Origin of the sequence: Pseudomonas mucidolens (assembly GCF_900106045.1) — a bacterium.
Lineage (GTDB): Bacteria > Pseudomonadota > Gammaproteobacteria > Pseudomonadales > Pseudomonadaceae > Aquipseudomonas > Aquipseudomonas mucidolens.
Genome location: NZ_LT629802.1, coordinates 913287 through 928080 on the forward strand (window position 1 = coordinate 913287; position 14794 = coordinate 928080).

A 14794-nucleotide genomic window follows, 5' to 3' on the forward strand; every position below is an offset into this window, starting at 1 on the left:
GTCAAAAGTGTGGGAGCGGCGGTGCGACGATTCGACTTGCTCGCGATAGCGGTGGATCAGTTACAGAGGCTTCAACTGACCGTCCGCTATCGCGAGCAACCCCGCTCCCACATTGGAACTCCAGCGGAATTCCAATGTGGTCAATGCCTTACGGCATTTCGACGATGACGGTTTCCTGCCACATCTGCGGCAGTGCCTTGGAGGTTTTCTCCCACGCTTCGGCATCCTTGATCGGCGTCACCTTCTTGTGCTGCTCGTTCGGCAGCAGCTTGGCTTGTACCTCTGCCGGCAAGGTCAGGTGCTCGGCGCGAATCGGCCGTGCGTTGCCCTTGGCCAGGTTGATCTGGCCGGCGTCGCTGAAAATGTATTCACGGGCCAGCTTGGCCGCATTCGGGTGCTTGGCGTATTTGTTGATGATGGTGGTGTAGCCGGAGATCACCGAACCGTCCGCGGGGATCAGCACCACGTAGTCATCCGGGTTGGCCATCTTGGCCTTGTAGCTCAGGCCATTGAAGTCCCAGACCACGCCGACTTCCACTTCGCCTTTTTCCATGGTGGCGATGGTGGGGTTAGCCAGCGACAGGCGACCTTGTTTGGCGATGTCGGCGAACATCAGCAGTGCCGGCTGAATGTTTTTCTCGTGGCCTCCGTTGGCCAGGGCCGCGGCCAGTACACCGTTGGCTGCCTGGGCCGCCGTGCTGACGTCGCCGATGGAAACCTTGTATTTACCGGTCTGCAGGTCTTTCCAGGTTTTTGGAACCTCGGAGCCGTGCAGCAGCTTTTTGTTGACGATGAAGGCGATGGTGCCGGTGTAGGCCAGCGCCCAGTTGCCGTCTTTATCCTTTGCCCAGTCCGGAATCTGCTCCCAGGTGCTCGGCTTGTAAGGCTGGACCACGCCCTGTTTCACCGCAATCGGACCGAAGGCCGCGCCGACGCCACCGATGTCGGCGCTGGCGTCGTCTTTCTCCGCGGCGAACTTGGCGATTTCCTGGGCGGAACTCATGTCGGTATCGATGTGCTTGAGGCCGTACTTGGACGCCAGGTCGGCCCAGGTACCCCGCCAGTTGGCCCAGTCATCGGGCATGCCGACGCTGTTGACGGTGCCTTCCGCCTTGGCGGCCGCTTCGAGGGTTTTTAGATCGGTATCAGCAGCCATGGCGGTGGTGCACATGGCAATGGTCGAGCCTAACAGTGATGCCAGGAAAAGCTGTTTCATCCGAAGCTCCTTTGGGCGTTTTCAACGCTGCGTTTTTTTGATGGCGCGGTTGGTATTGGTCTAGGTCAGCAATACACGAGCCAATTTAGGCGCGCTGGATGACAGTTTCGTGTCGATGGCGTTTTTTGCACCTTGTGGCAGGCGGTTGCCGGGTAAGCGTAGACCATGGCCGCGTCCCCGGAATCCATGGTCTTGGCCGATGTTTTGCAGGTTATGTGGCGGCGCTCCGGGAGGCGTTGTCATCTGTCGGTCATGTGCAATGCCTAGGCTTGCATGCACCAGCAACCGCTCATTTCAGGGGCGCCTTGGGCACCCAAACAGTGCTGGTCTAGTCCAGATAGGTAACGTTGATGCGTGATGAGGCAACCAAAGCGGTGACAACCATTGGCCTGGCGTTGCAAGAGCAGATCAATCACGGTTTATTGGTCGCCGCCAGCAAACTGCCCGCCGAGCGCAAGCTCAGCGAGTTGTTCGGTACCACCCGGATTACCGTGCGCGAAGCCTTGTTGCAATTGGAGGCCCAGGGCCAGATCTACCGTGAGGAACGCCGTGGCTGGTTTGTCTCGCCCCCCCCCCGGCTGGCCTACAACTTGATGCAGCGCAGTCACTTTCACGCGATGGTCAGCGCCCAGGGCCGGGTGCCCTCGACTGAAGTGATCTCGGCGCGGCTGCAACCAGCCTCGGCGGCGGTGTGTGCCTGGCTGCAACTGCCGGCGCTGTCCAGCGTGATCCAGATTTGCAGGAGCCGGCGGATTGACGGGCGCTTGGTGTTGTACGTCGAGCACTACCTCAACCCGCAGTATTTTCCGGGGATTCTGGGCTGTGATCTGAGTCAGTCAATGACCGAACTGTATGCCCGCAAGTACGACCTGCATTACGGGCGGGTGCGTTTTGAAATTGTGCCGACCTCACTGCAAGTGGAAGCGGCCGCGGCGTTGAAAGTCTCAGTGGGCAGTCCCGGGCTGCGGATTGCCCGGGTCAATTACGATCAGCACGAACGGCTGATCGATTGTGATCTGGAGTTCTGGCGGCATGACGCCATTCACGTGGGCGTGGATGTGCTCTGAAAGGCCTGCGGGCCGCTCGCCGCCGTCACCACCTGCACGCTCAGGCGCGGCGTCGCCAAATCCATCCCGGCTTCGTCCAGATGACGCTTGAGGGATAGATTGAACTCCCGCGACACTTCCCACTGCTTGATCGGTGCGGTCTTGAAGCGGGCGCGCAGGATGGCGTTGCCGGATTCGAAGCTTTCCACGCCCTGAAACTCCAGCGGCGACCAGATATTGCGACGCAGCAACGGGTCGGCGCGCATTTTCTGTCCGACTTCGCGCATCAGCTTGATCGCGTCATCGATGTCCATGGTGGCGGGCACAGCGACGCGGAAAATCGCGTAGCCGAACTCTCGGGAGTAGTTCTTGATGCTCTTGATCTCGCTGAACGGAATCGTGTGCACGATCCCGTCGATGTCCCGCAGGCGTACGGTGCGGATCGTCAGTCCTTCCACGGTACCGAGGTGGCCGCCGACGTCGACATAGTCATCGATGGCCAGGGAGTCCTCGATAATGATGAACAGGCCCGTGATCAAATCCGCCACCAGCGATTGCGCACCGAAACCGATGGCCAGACCGATCACGCCGGCACCGGCCAGCAGTGGCGTGACGTTCATGCCCATGTTGGCCAGGGCGACGATCGCCGCAATGATGAAGATCGTCACAAACAGCACGTTGCGAATCAACGGCATCATGGTCTGCGCCCGAGCGTTGGCCAGGCCCTTGCGGGAACGGGTGAGGGCGTGGTGGATCGCCGTGTCGGCAAGGATCCAGATCAACCAGGAAAACAGCAGCGTACCGCCGAGGCCTAGCAGCTTGACCCCGACTTCATGGCCGTCGCCCTCGATAAACCGAATCAGCGACAAGCCCCAGACACGCAGGCCCAGCTCGATAAAGACGGTCCAGACCAGCAAGTGGGCGAGGGTGTAGAAAAAGCTCTTCAGGCGCTCGGAATACAGCGTATGGCGTCTGAGTCCGCGCTGCGGCTTGAGCGAGTGGCGACGCACCAGGCCGTTGATCACCATGCACAACACCAGCAACACCGTGCAGAGCAACGACTGGCGCAGGGCGGTGCTGGTATCGCCGGCGGAAAGGAAGGTGGCGAACAGTGAAATACCCACCAGCAGCAGGGCTGGCAAGTACCAGTAAGTACCCACGACGGAGAGGGTGTCACTCAACGCCCGACGCGTCAGACGGCGGGACAGCGGTTGGTTACGAATCAGATGCGCAATGGGCCGCCGAAAACGCAGGATGAAAACGCCGGTGGACAAGGCCGCCATGATGTTGGCGACGGTAGCGGCTGTGTGCGCCAGGTGTGACCCAAGGCCTTGCACCAGGCGCGGGTCGCTCAGGGCCTCGCCGAAGGCGGCGAAGCTGCCGATCAGCCAGAGTGGGCGAAAAGCCTGGCGGCGTAGAATATACAACGCTCGATGCCGGTGTGGACCGTCGAGCAGCGAGAACGCGATCACGCAGATGGCCGAGAAACAGGTGCCTACCACCAGCGCGTAGGCCAGCACCATGGCCAGGGATTTACCCAGGGAAGAGGGCAGCGCATAGCTTAAGTAGACGGTGATCACCAGGGCGATCAACCACGGCCCCAGTTTGCGCAGGGCGAAGCGCACCATGTCCCAGGTCCGGGGGTGTTGCGGCAGTTCCTCGGGAAGTCCGAAGCGCTCGCGCACGCGATGGCTGAGCCAGATCAGCGCGGCGGCCAGCAGGCTCCAGAGTGCCAGGATCACCGCAAAGCCAAAAATGATCGGCAGCCATTCGGCCGCGGGAAGCGTCAGCGCGGCGAATTCATCCTTGGCCTGGTCGAACTCCTCGGACCAGCGGCCCAGTGGGCTGTCGGCTCCGGAGAACTGCTGTTCCAGGCTGGTCAGGGTACCGCCGATGAGGCCCAGTACGCCTTGCTCAACGGCGGGTTGGGCTTTTTGAGTGGCTTCGCGGAGTTTTTTCAAGTCGCTCAGCAGTTGCGTGCGCTGCTGGTCGTTCTCCAGGGTTTTGATCACTTCATCCAGTGACTGGCCCAACGGAACGTCGGCTTGTGGCTGGGCCTTGCTGGAACTGCCCAGCATGCCGGGTAGGCCGACGGCTTGCGCAGGCGCGACCGGCAATAACATCAGCAGGCAGGCGAACAGGTAATACGGCAGGACAAACAAGCGGGAATGCACGAGGCGGTCAACCTTGTAAACGACGAATTGACCGAGTGTACGAGGCCGTTATGCCCAATGCGAGTGCATTTGTCTAATCAGCCAGTTTGGCAAGGATCTTGTAGATCACTGTGCCGAGGATCAGCAGCATACCGACCCACATGCCGAACACACCGAGGTTCTTGTCGCGGAAATTGAAACCCACGGCCAGCAGGATCATGCCCGTGAGGATGGGGATGAGCATGGAGTGGAACGCGGACATCGGGATCATGGGGTAACGGCCTTGTCAGGATGGACAAGTATCAGTCTAGGCCGTTTTGCGCAAAGTGGAGTTGATGTGTATCAGAAACTCGCCAGTGACTGCGCTGCGGGATGATGACCGGGATGCAGCTCGACACCTCAGCGCTTTTCTTGTTTGTTCGGCAACGGGGCAAACAACGCCTCGATGTCCTCATTCCCCAATTTCCAATCCCCGGTGGTCCGGCCATCCAATACGCCCGCCGCAAGGTCTGACTTCTCTTGTTGAAGTGCCTGGATTTTCTCTTCCACGGTGCCCCGGGCAATCATCTTGTAGACGAATACCGGCTTTTCCTGGCCAATGCGGTACGCGCGGTCGGTGGCCTGGTTTTCCGTGGCCGGGTTCCACCAGGGATCGTAGTGGATCACGGTGTCCGCTTCCGTCAGGTTCAGGCCGACGCCGCCGGCCTTCAGGCTGATCAGGAAAATCTGCAGCTTGCCGCTCTGGAAGTCCTTCACTGGCGTGCGCCGATCCCGGGTCTGGCCGGTCAGGAGCGCGTACGCCACGGCGCGTTTTTGCAGTTCGATTTCGATCAGACCGAGCATGGACGTGAACTGGGAAAACAGCAGAATCCTGCGCCCTTCGGCAAACAATTCATCGAGCATCGCCATCAAGCTGTCGAGCTTGCCGGAGCTGCTGCCACGCTGCGGCAGGGTGGCGTCGTTGACCAGTCGCAGATCGCAACAGACCTGTCGCAGTTTGAGCAGCGCTTCCAGGATAATGATCTGGCTGCGGGCCACGCCCTTGCGCGTGATTTCGTCGCGGACTTTTTTGTCCATCGCCAAACGCATGGTTTCGTACACGTCGCGCTGGGCCTCGTTGAGGTCGACCCAGTGGATGATTTCGGTTTTGGGCGGCAGTTCGGTTGCCACCTCTTCTTTGGTGCGACGCAACAGGAATGGCTTGATCCGACCATTAAGGTGTTGCAGTCGTACTTCGCTGGCGCGTTTTTCGATGGGCACGCGATAGTCGCGGTTGAAGCTTTTCACGTCGCCCAACCAGCCTGGCAGCAGGAAGTGGAACAGCGACCAGAGTTCGCCCAGGTGATTTTCCAGCGGCGTACCACTCAGGCACAGGCGTTGGCGGGCATTCAGCTCGCGGGCAGCCTGCGCGGCCTTGCTGGTGGGGTTCTTGATGTACTGGGCTTCGTCGAGGATCAGCACGTGCAAGGGCAATGCGGCCAGTGGCTCGATATCTTTGGGCAGCAAGGCGTAGGTGGTCAGCAGCAGGTCGTAATTCTGCAGTTCGGCGAAGTGCTTCTTGCGCCCTGCGCCATACAGCGCCAATACCTTGAGCTGTGGGGTGAAGTGCGCTGCTTCGTCGAGCCAGTTGGGGATCAGGCTGGTGGGCATTACCACCATGCAAGGTCGATCCAGGCGCCCGGCGATCTTCTCACTGAGAATATGCGCCAGGGTTTGCAGGGTTTTGCCCAGGCCCATATCGTCCGCAAGAATCCCGCCCACTTCAAGCTGACGCAAGGACTGCATCCAGCTCAGGCCTTCCAGTTGATAAGGGCGCAAGGTCGCATTCAAGCCCTCGGGTGCGACGGCGCTGAAATTCTTGATGTCGCGCAGGCGCTGGGCAAAGTTGCGGATCTGTTCGCCGCCTTGCCATTGCAGCGGCAGGTCTTCCAGCGGGTTGAGGCGAATCGCGTCGGCCTTGGCCAGGCGCAGGACGGTGCTGCCGGGCTCCTGCAAGTAGAACTCGCCGAGCGTGGCCAACACCGGTTTCAGGCGTCCATAGGGCAATGCGACTTGCAGCGAACCGTGGCCGCCAGTGGGCAGGCCGGGAATGTGCACCAGGATCAGTTCGTCATCGCGGCGACGGGCGAGTTTTTCCGGGTTGAGGATTTCGGTGTGCGAGCGCATCAGGTTCAACAGGATCGGCAGCAGGCTCAACCGCTCACCGTTGACGATGATGCCAAGCTCAAGGTCGAACCAGTCGCGCTCCGGCGCCTCTTCGACGCTGGCGTACCAGTCCTCGACGGGGCTCAAGTCGAAGCCGAAATCCTCTTCGATCTGTAACTCCCAGCCTTCGGCCCGCAGCGTCGGTGACGCGTTGAGGGTGAAGTTCAGCCAGGCGCTGTCGTTGACCATCTCAAACAGTTCGCCGGCACTTTCCGGCAAAGCCTTGCTCTGGCGGGTGGCGATCTTGAAGCCAAGCCGTCGCAGTTGCTCGCGAAACTATTGCTCAGCTTCTGGATGACGCTTGATCCGCAGGCTCTGGGTTTCCTCACGGACAATGATGTCGGCGTTTTTATGCCCGCTGACGTAGTTGCCTTGATAGTTGAAAGACAGCGCCGCCCGGTGCTGGATATAACGCTGCATTTTGCCGTTGCGTGGCTCAAAGGCGCTGAACTCGATGCTCGCCAGCCATAAACGCGGGACAGGCTGAATATCTTCGAGCAGCACTTGTGGCAGCACCACGCGGTTATCCAGTACCGCCTGCAGTTTTTCCAGCAATTGCGCATCCTTGACGGCGGCGGGGTAGGCCAGGGTTTCCTGGACTTTGAGCAGGACTGCGGCGATGTGTTTGCAATTGGTATGCACGGGGCAGGTGCAGCGGCTGTCTACCAGGATCAGCGTGCCCTTGGCCGACTCGCGCAGGGCAATCGTCTGGCGGTAGACATTGGCGCCCGAGCCTTCGCAACTGGCAATGATGGTGCTGTCACCGGCCTCGACAATCCGCACGCGGTTTTCCAGCGCGTAGCGTCGGCCACGCTCGAGGCTTTGCTCTTTGAAGCGATTGGCCCATGAAGGGGCCAGGGGCTTGGTCAGCGACAATGTCACGGGCATGGCGCTGTGTCAGTCCTGAAGGTCGGACGGCGGCGCGCTGGGCGGTTTTGCGGTCAATGAGGTGATCTTGATCAGCAGCGCCAGATGGCCGCCGTCCAGGTAATTGAGTTGATTGTTCTTGGTCAGTACGTCTTTCTGGCTCAGGTGTTCACTGGCAATGACGCTGCCGTTGGCGTCGAACTGGTTGATCCAGAAATCGGCATCAATATGGGTGAAACGCCCCAGTTGCAGGCTCAGTATGCCTTCGATAGGAAACTGGCTGAACTGCTCCTGGCCGTCGGTGATCCTGACCTTGACCGGCTGCTCACCCAGGTTCTGTTCCCAGGCTTTGTGCAGCAGCACGCTGTAGTCGCCGCTGGCCTGAAGCTTCTCGACGATGGTGTCCAGGCGTGGCGGGCTGGGCTTTTCGCTGCCCTGGCGCGGCGCACCGGCATCCCAGTCTTCCGGGGCCGCGCGGCTCTTGATCAGCGGTTCCGCATTCTGGCGGATCAGGATCATTTCCACCTGATAGAGGCTGTCGGCAAACGCCGAAGGTGCAACGACCACCAACAACAGACTCAGGATACGAAACAGGCGCATGAGGCGTCCTTCAAGCAGATTTCGGGAGGAGGCGTTCAAACAGCGCCTCCAGTGTATTAAAGCGTTCTTCGGCACGTTCCATCGGCACCATGAATTTGAATAGCGTAGCGCCCTCGAACTTGTAACGACTGGGCTGGCCTTGAATCAGCTTGATCAGCACCAGCGGGTCCACCGGCGTCTGCGCTTCGAACTCGAGGCGCCCACCTTGAGGGCCGGCGTCGACCTTCTTGATGCCAAGTTGCTCGGCCTGCAATTTGAGCAGCGTCAGGCGCACCAGGTTCTTGGTCGGCTCCGGTAACAGGCCGAAGCGGTCGATCATCTCGACCTGCAGGTCCTTGAGGCCTTCTTCGTCGGTGGCCGAGGCGATGCGTTTATACAGGATCAATCGTGCGTGAACGTCCGGCAAGTAGTCTTCGGGAATCAACGCCGGCAAGCGCAGGTTGATTTCCGGACCGCCACCCAGCGGCTGATCAAGGTTCGGTTGCTCACCCTTGCGGATGGCTTTCACCGCGCGTTCGAGCATTTCCATGTACAGCGTGAAACCGACCGCCTGAATCTGCCCGCTCTGGCCGTCTCCCAGCAGTTCGCCGGCACCACGGATTTCCAGATCGTTGGTGGCTAGTACAAAACCCGCGCCCAGGTCCTGGGTGTTGGCGATGGCTTCCAGGCGCTTTTCGGCGTCGGAGGTGATCTGCTGGCGTGGCGGCGTGAGCAGATACGCATACGCCTGGTGGTGGCTGCGCCCGACCCGGCCGCGTAGCTGGTGCAACTGTGCCAGGCCGAACTTGTCGGCCCGTTCGATGATGATGGTGTTGGCGCTCGGTACGTCGATACCGGTCTCGATGATGGTCGAGGCAATCAGTACGTTGAAGCGCTTGTGATAGAAGTCACTCATCACCTGTTCGAGTTCGCGCTCGCGCATCTGTCCGTGACCGATGCCGATCCGCGCTTCCGGCACCAATTCGGCCAATTCGGCGGCGCATTTCTCGATGGTCTTTACGTCGTTGTGCAGGTAATAAACCTGCCCACCACGCAGTAGCTCGCGCAGCAACGCTTCCTTGACCGTGCTTTTGTTCTGCTCCATGACGAAGGTGCGCACCGACAGGCGCCGCGCCGGTGGCGTGGCGATGATCGACAGATCACGCATGCCCGATACCGCCATGTTCAGCGTGCGCGGGATCGGCGTGGCGGTGAGGGTCAGGATGTCGACTTCACTGCGCAGGGCCTTGAGCTGTTCTTTCTGGCGCACGCCAAAGCGGTGTTCTTCGTCGATGATCACCAGGCCGAGGTTTTTGATCTTCACATCGTCTTGCAACAGCTTGTGCGTACCGATGACGATGTCGATCTTGCCTTGCGCCAGGTCGGCAACGGCGGCGTTGACTTCTTTGGTGGACTTGAAACGGCTCATCACTTCCACGGTCACCGGCCAGTCGGCGAAGCGGTCGCGGAAGCTGTTGTAATGCTGCTGGGCGAGCAGGGTGGTGGGGACCAGAATGGCCACCTGGCGACCGCCGTGCACCGCGATAAAGGCGGCGCGCATCGCCACTTCGGTCTTGCCGAAGCCCACGTCGCCGCAGACCAGGCGGTCCATCGGCTTGGGCGCCAGCATGTCGGCGCGCACGGCGTCGATGGTGGTTTGCTGATCCGGGGTTTCTTCAAAGGCAAAGCCGGCGCTGAAGGTCGCGTAGTCGGCTTTAGGATCGGCAAACGCATAACCCTCGCGTGCCGCGCGGCGGGCATAGATGTCCAGCAGTTCGGCGGCGACGTCGCGCACTTGCTCGGCGGCCTTGCGCTTGGCTTTCTGCCAGGTTTCAGAACCGAGGCGGTGCAATGGCGCCAGGGCATCGTCGCTACCGGTGTAGCGGGCGATCAGGTGCAGGTTGGCCACCGGCACGTAGAGCTTGGCGCCCTCGGCGTATTCCATGGTGAGGAATTCGGCGACCTGATTGTCGATTTCAAGCGTCGCCAAACCGAGGTAGCGCCCGACACCGTGGTCGATATGCACCACCGGCGCGCCTTCACGCAACTCGGTGAGGTTCTTGATCACGGCGTCGTTATTGGCGTCGGTGCGTTTCTCCCGACGCCTGCGCTGCATCACACGTTGACCGAACAGCGGGCTTTCGGCAATCAGCGCCAGGGCCGGGTCATCCAGTTGCAGGCCTTCGTCCAGCGGTGCGATGGTGATCGACAGGCGGTCCGTGCCAGCGACAAAGTCCGGCCAGCTGTCGACGGTTTTCGGACGCAGTTTCAGGCGTTCCAACAGCTCCAGCAACACTTCGCGGCGACCGGCGGATTCGGCGGTGAACAGCACACGGCCGGGAAAGTCGCCGAGGAAGTTGGAGAGCGCTTCCAGGGGTTGGTTGGCCTTGGCCTGGATCGCCAGGTCTGGCAGCGCTTGCGCGGGAAAGCGCTCACGGCCGACGCCGGTTTCCACGTCCTGTTGACTGGCGACTACACGCGGCCAGCTTTTCAGGCGGGCGAAACAGTCTTCCACCGGCAGGAACAACTCGGCGGGTGGCAGTAAAGGACGGGATGGATCAACGCGCCGCTCTTCATAGCGATTACGTACATCGTTCCAGAAGTTCTCCGCTGCCTGTTCGATACCGGGCAGCGAGAACACTTGTGTGTCCTGTGGCAGGTAATCGAACAGGGTCGAGGTTTCATCGAAGAACAGCGGCAGGTAATACTCGATACCCGCCGGAGTGATCCCGCTGCTCAGGTCTTGAAAGATCGGGCAGCGCCGGAAATCCACGTCGAAGCGCTCGCGAAAGCGTGCCTTGAAACGGGTGACCGCGTCTTTTTGCAGCGGGAATTCCCGGGCTGGCAGCAGCTTGACCGATTCGACCTTGTCGATGGAGCGCTGGTTTTCCGGGTCGAACGTACGCAGGGTCTCGATTTCGTCATCGAACAGGTCGATCCGGTACGGCAATTTGCTGCCCATCGGAAACAGGTCGATCAGCGCCCCGCGCACCGCGAACTCGCCGTGCTCGTACACCGTGTCGACACACCGGTAGCCGCTGGCCTCGAGGCGCGTGCGCATCTGCTCGACATCGAGCTTCTGGCCGATGTCCAGCACCAGGCTGCTGCCCAGCAGGAACTTGGTCGGCGCCAGGCGGTGCAGGGCAGTGGTGATCGGCACCACCAGCACGCCGTGGGCCAGTTCCGGCAAGCGGTACAGGCTGGCAATGCGCTGGGAAATGATGTCCTGATGCGGCGAGAACAGATCGTAGGGCAGGGTTTCCCAGTCCGGGAAATGCAGCACCGGCAAATCGGGGGCGAAGAAGCTCAGCTCCTGCTCCAGCCGTTCAGCGCTTTGGCTGTCGGCGGTCAGCAGCAGGGTAAAGCGCTTGGCTGCGCTGGCAGCCTCGGCGATAGCCAGGCTCAAGGCGGCACCGGGCAAGTTGCCCCAATGCTGTTTACCTGCTTCGGCAGGGAGTAGCGGTAGACGCAGGACGGGCACGGAAGGTTGAGCTCCAGCGTTGCGACAAAGTCGGTAATTGTAACGGCCCGGAGTGCCGCCTGTCAGTTGCTGACTGTGTCTAATGCAGTTTGTGGGAAATGTAGTGGCTATGACAAACAATGCCGGGTTTTGACTCAATATGTAGTGCCGAAATGCACGTATGTTTCGGAGGGTTACGGACAACGCGCCCCGGGCGTTTCCTAAGAGCAGTTCTGGAAGCCGCGTATTTACTGGGCTCTGGCGCGGTGAAAGTTTTTTGCAAATGGTTTTGTTGCGGGGCGCGCATTGCTCCGCAGAGACTCGGACGGCATAATGTAGCCCCTTTTTTCAGCCCCTACATGTGGAAGGTTCCCGTGACTCAGAAGCCCGACCAGTGTCTTGGTGAATGGATCGACCGTGAAGCACTCGCAGAAGCGATGATTCCGCTTATCGGTCAGCTATACCGCAATAACAATGTGGTTAGCTCGATCTATGGCCGCAGCCTGATCAACCAGTCAGTCATCGCGATTCTCAAGGCTCATCGCTTTGCTCGCCACCGTCAGTCCGACGATGTCGAACTCTCCGTCCACGAAACATTCCCTCTGCTTAAAGCCATGAGCGAGCTCAAGCTCGGCGCGGCGTCGGTGGATCTGGGCAAGTTGGCCGTCAAATTCAAGACTCAAGGCAACGGCCGTACCGCCGAGCAATTTGTCCGTGAAGAAATGGCCGACATCGTCGGTCAGCAAAGTGCGGTCGCTCGGAAAGGCACCGACGTCGTGTTGTACGGCTTCGGGCGTATCGGCCGTTTGCTGGCGCGCATTCTGATCGAGAAAACCGGTGGCGGCGATGGCCTGCGCCTGCGTGCCATTGTCGTGCGCAAAGGCGCCGAGAATGACCTGACCAAGCGCGCCAGCCTGCTGCGTCGTGACTCGGTGCACGGTTCGTTCAATGGCACCATCACCATCGACGAAGCAAACAGCACCATCACCGCCAACGGTAACCTGATCCAGGTGATCTATGCGAAGAACCCGACCGAGGTGGATTACACCCAGTACGGCATCCAGAACGCGCTGTTGGTGGACAACACCGGCGTATGGCGTGACGCCGATGGCCTGGGCCAGCACCTGGCCTGCCCGGGTGTCGATCGCGTTGTGTTGACCGCGCCTGGCAAGGGCAAGCTGAAGAACATCGTTCACGGCATCAACCACGCTGAAATCACTGCTGACGACAAGATCGTGTCCGCCGCTTCCTGCACCACCAACGCCATCGTGCCGGTGCTGAAGGCTGTGAATGACAAGTTCGGCATCATCAACGGTCACGTCGAAACGGTTCACTCGTACACCAACGACCAGAACCTGATCGACAACTTCCACAAGGGCGATCGTCGTGGCCGTAGCGCCGCGCTGAACATGGTGATCACCGAGACCGGTGCTGCCACCGCTGCCGCCAAGGCCTTGCCTGAGCTGGCCGGCAAGCTGACCGGCAACGCGATTCGTGTGCCGACGCCGAACGTGTCGATGGCCATTCTCAACCTCAACCTTGAGAAAGCCGCCACCCGTGAGGAGATGAACGAGTACCTGCGCTACATGGCGCTGCACTCCGATCTGCACAAGCAAATCGACTACGTCAATTCCCAGGAAGTGGTTTCCACCGACTTCGTTGGCTCGCGCCACGCCGGTGTGGTGGACGCGGAAGCGACCATTACCCAGGACAACCGCGTTGTACTGTACGTTTGGTACGACAACGAGTTCGGCTACAGCTGCCAGGTGGTGCGCGTGATGGAAGACATGGCAGGGGTCAACCCGCCAGCATTCCCGCGCTAAGCGTCAGCCGTCAATGAAAAAGCCCCGACAGTTCGGCAATGCTGTTCAGTTAAGCATGTGACGCGCCTGATACCGCCTTTGTGGCGAGGGGGCTCGTCCCCCGTTGGGCTGCGCAGCAGCCCTCAAAGCGGCCATCCCGATTTGAATGAACGAACGGGGAGGCCTTTTTGGGGCTGCTGCGCAGCCCAACGGGGGACGAGCCCCCTCGCCACAGGACGGTGTTCGGCACGCGACTTTCTTGATTGAACAGCGTTACCGACTGGTCGGGGCTTTTTCGTGTCTGCGGGTTGATCGGTTCGCTTGCCCTGAGCAACGGCGACGACATGCCACATAATGGTGGGGCCTGGAAACGTGTTTGAGTACGGCTTCAGTCAATTTCCCACGGCGATAAGGTGGCGTCTCCTATGGTTGACCTGCGATATGTAACGGTTTGCTGGGCGCTGGTGATACTGGCGGGGTGCGGGAATGGCGAGAGTCTGGAGAGCTTTGCCGGTCCGACGATGGGGAGCACTTACTCGATCAAGTACATCCGCACGCCTGGAGTGCCCGCGCCTGACGATGTGCAGCCGCAGGTGGAGGCGATTCTCGATGAGGTCGACAGGCAGATGTCGACTTATCGCAGCGACTCCGACATCGAGCGTTTCAACGACCTGCCGGCCAATAGCTGCCAGCCGATGCCCGAGGCGGTCCTGCGGCTGGTACGCGTGGGCGAGCAGTTATCCCGGGCCAGTGGCGGCGCTTTTGATCTGACGGTCGAGCCCTTGCTCAACCTGTGGGGCTTCGGTCCCCAGGCGCGCACGGTAAAAGTCCCGGATCCGGCGATGCTGGCTGCGGCACGCGAGCGCGTTGGCCACCAGCATTTGCGTATCGAAGGTGATCGGCTGTGTAAGGAGGCGGCGGTTCAAGTCGACTTCAACAGCATCGCTGCCGGGTATGCGGTGGATCAGATTGCTGACCGGTTCAATCAGCTGGGCATAAGACGTTACCTGGTGGAAGCCACCGGCGAGTTGAAGGCCGCTGGCCGCAAGCTTGACGGCTCGCCTTGGCGCGTGGCGCTGGAAGAGCCCCGTGACGACCAGCAAGTAGCCGAGCGCATCATTGCGGTGGATGGCTTCGCTGTATCTACATCGGGTGACTATCGCAACTATTTCCAGCAGGATGGTCGTCGTTACTCTCACACGCTGGATGCACGGACTGGCGCGCCGATTACCCATGCGCTGGCGTCGGTTACCGTGCTGGCGCCGTCGGCGCTGATGGCCGATGGCTTGTCCTCGTTGCTGTTGATCCTCGGGCCACGGCAAGGCTGGGAATACGCGGAAAAACAGCGGATCGCGGCATTTTTTGTGATGCGTGAGGGGGCTGGTTTCGTCACACGCAGTAACAAGGCATTCGAGCAACTGACAACGTCCGAGCCGTAACAATTGCCATGTAGTAAAGGCAAAACT

At 60.4% G+C, this 14794-nt stretch carries 8 protein-coding genes and 1 pseudogene; 3 read left to right on the plus strand and 6 right to left on the minus strand.

The annotated features are described in order from the left end of the window. Positions 1–148 precede the first annotated feature (148 nt). Positions 149–1216 (minus strand): ABC transporter substrate-binding protein, encoded by a 1068-nt coding sequence (locus BLU75_RS04555; protein WP_084381512.1) that lies wholly within the window; start codon positions 1214–1216, stop codon positions 149–151. 350 nt (positions 1217–1566) lie between these two features. Here BLU75_RS04555 and BLU75_RS04560 point away from each other — a divergent pair, with 350 nt between their 5' ends. After that, positions 1567–2283 (plus strand): UTRA domain-containing protein, encoded by a 717-nt coding sequence (locus BLU75_RS04560; RefSeq protein WP_084381511.1) that lies wholly within the window; start codon positions 1567–1569, stop codon positions 2281–2283. Here BLU75_RS04560 and BLU75_RS04565 read toward each other — a convergent pair. The 5 genes and pseudogenes from BLU75_RS04565 to mfd form a co-directional block, all read right to left on the minus strand. Next, the gene (locus tag BLU75_RS04565; RefSeq protein ID WP_373863674.1) at positions 2259–4385 is read right to left on the minus strand and encodes a mechanosensitive ion channel family protein; all 2127 of its coding nucleotides are present in this window, start codon (positions 4383–4385) and stop codon (positions 2259–2261) included. The genes BLU75_RS04560 and BLU75_RS04565 overlap by 25 nt on opposite strands. Positions 4386–4509: 124 nt before the next feature. After that, a complete protein-coding gene (locus tag BLU75_RS27420; protein ID WP_165447424.1) occupies positions 4510–4686 on the minus strand; it encodes a hypothetical protein in 177 nt (58 codons plus the stop codon). A 128-nt stretch (positions 4687–4814) separates the two neighbouring features. Then, positions 4815–7508 (minus strand): annotated as a pseudogene (locus tag BLU75_RS04570) (DEAD/DEAH box helicase). A gap of 9 nt (positions 7509–7517) precedes the next feature. Further along, the gene (locus BLU75_RS04575) at positions 7518–8087 is read right to left on the minus strand and encodes a CsiV family protein (protein ID WP_084381509.1); all 570 of its coding nucleotides are present in this window, start codon (positions 8085–8087) and stop codon (positions 7518–7520) included. A gap of 10 nt (positions 8088–8097) precedes the next feature. Continuing rightward, positions 8098–11547 (minus strand): transcription-repair coupling factor, encoded by a 3450-nt coding sequence (gene mfd / locus BLU75_RS04580; RefSeq protein ID WP_084381508.1) that lies wholly within the window; start codon positions 11545–11547, stop codon positions 8098–8100. A 338-nt stretch (positions 11548–11885) separates the two neighbouring features. Here mfd and BLU75_RS04585 point away from each other — a divergent pair, with 338 nt between their 5' ends. Then, a complete protein-coding gene (locus BLU75_RS04585; protein ID WP_090221377.1) occupies positions 11886–13349 on the plus strand; it encodes a glyceraldehyde-3-phosphate dehydrogenase in 1464 nt (487 codons plus the stop codon). Between the two features lie 404 nt (positions 13350–13753). Continuing rightward, a complete protein-coding gene (locus tag BLU75_RS04590; RefSeq protein ID WP_165447423.1) occupies positions 13754–14767 on the plus strand; it encodes an FAD:protein FMN transferase in 1014 nt (337 codons plus the stop codon). Positions 14768–14794: the final 27 nt, after the last annotated feature.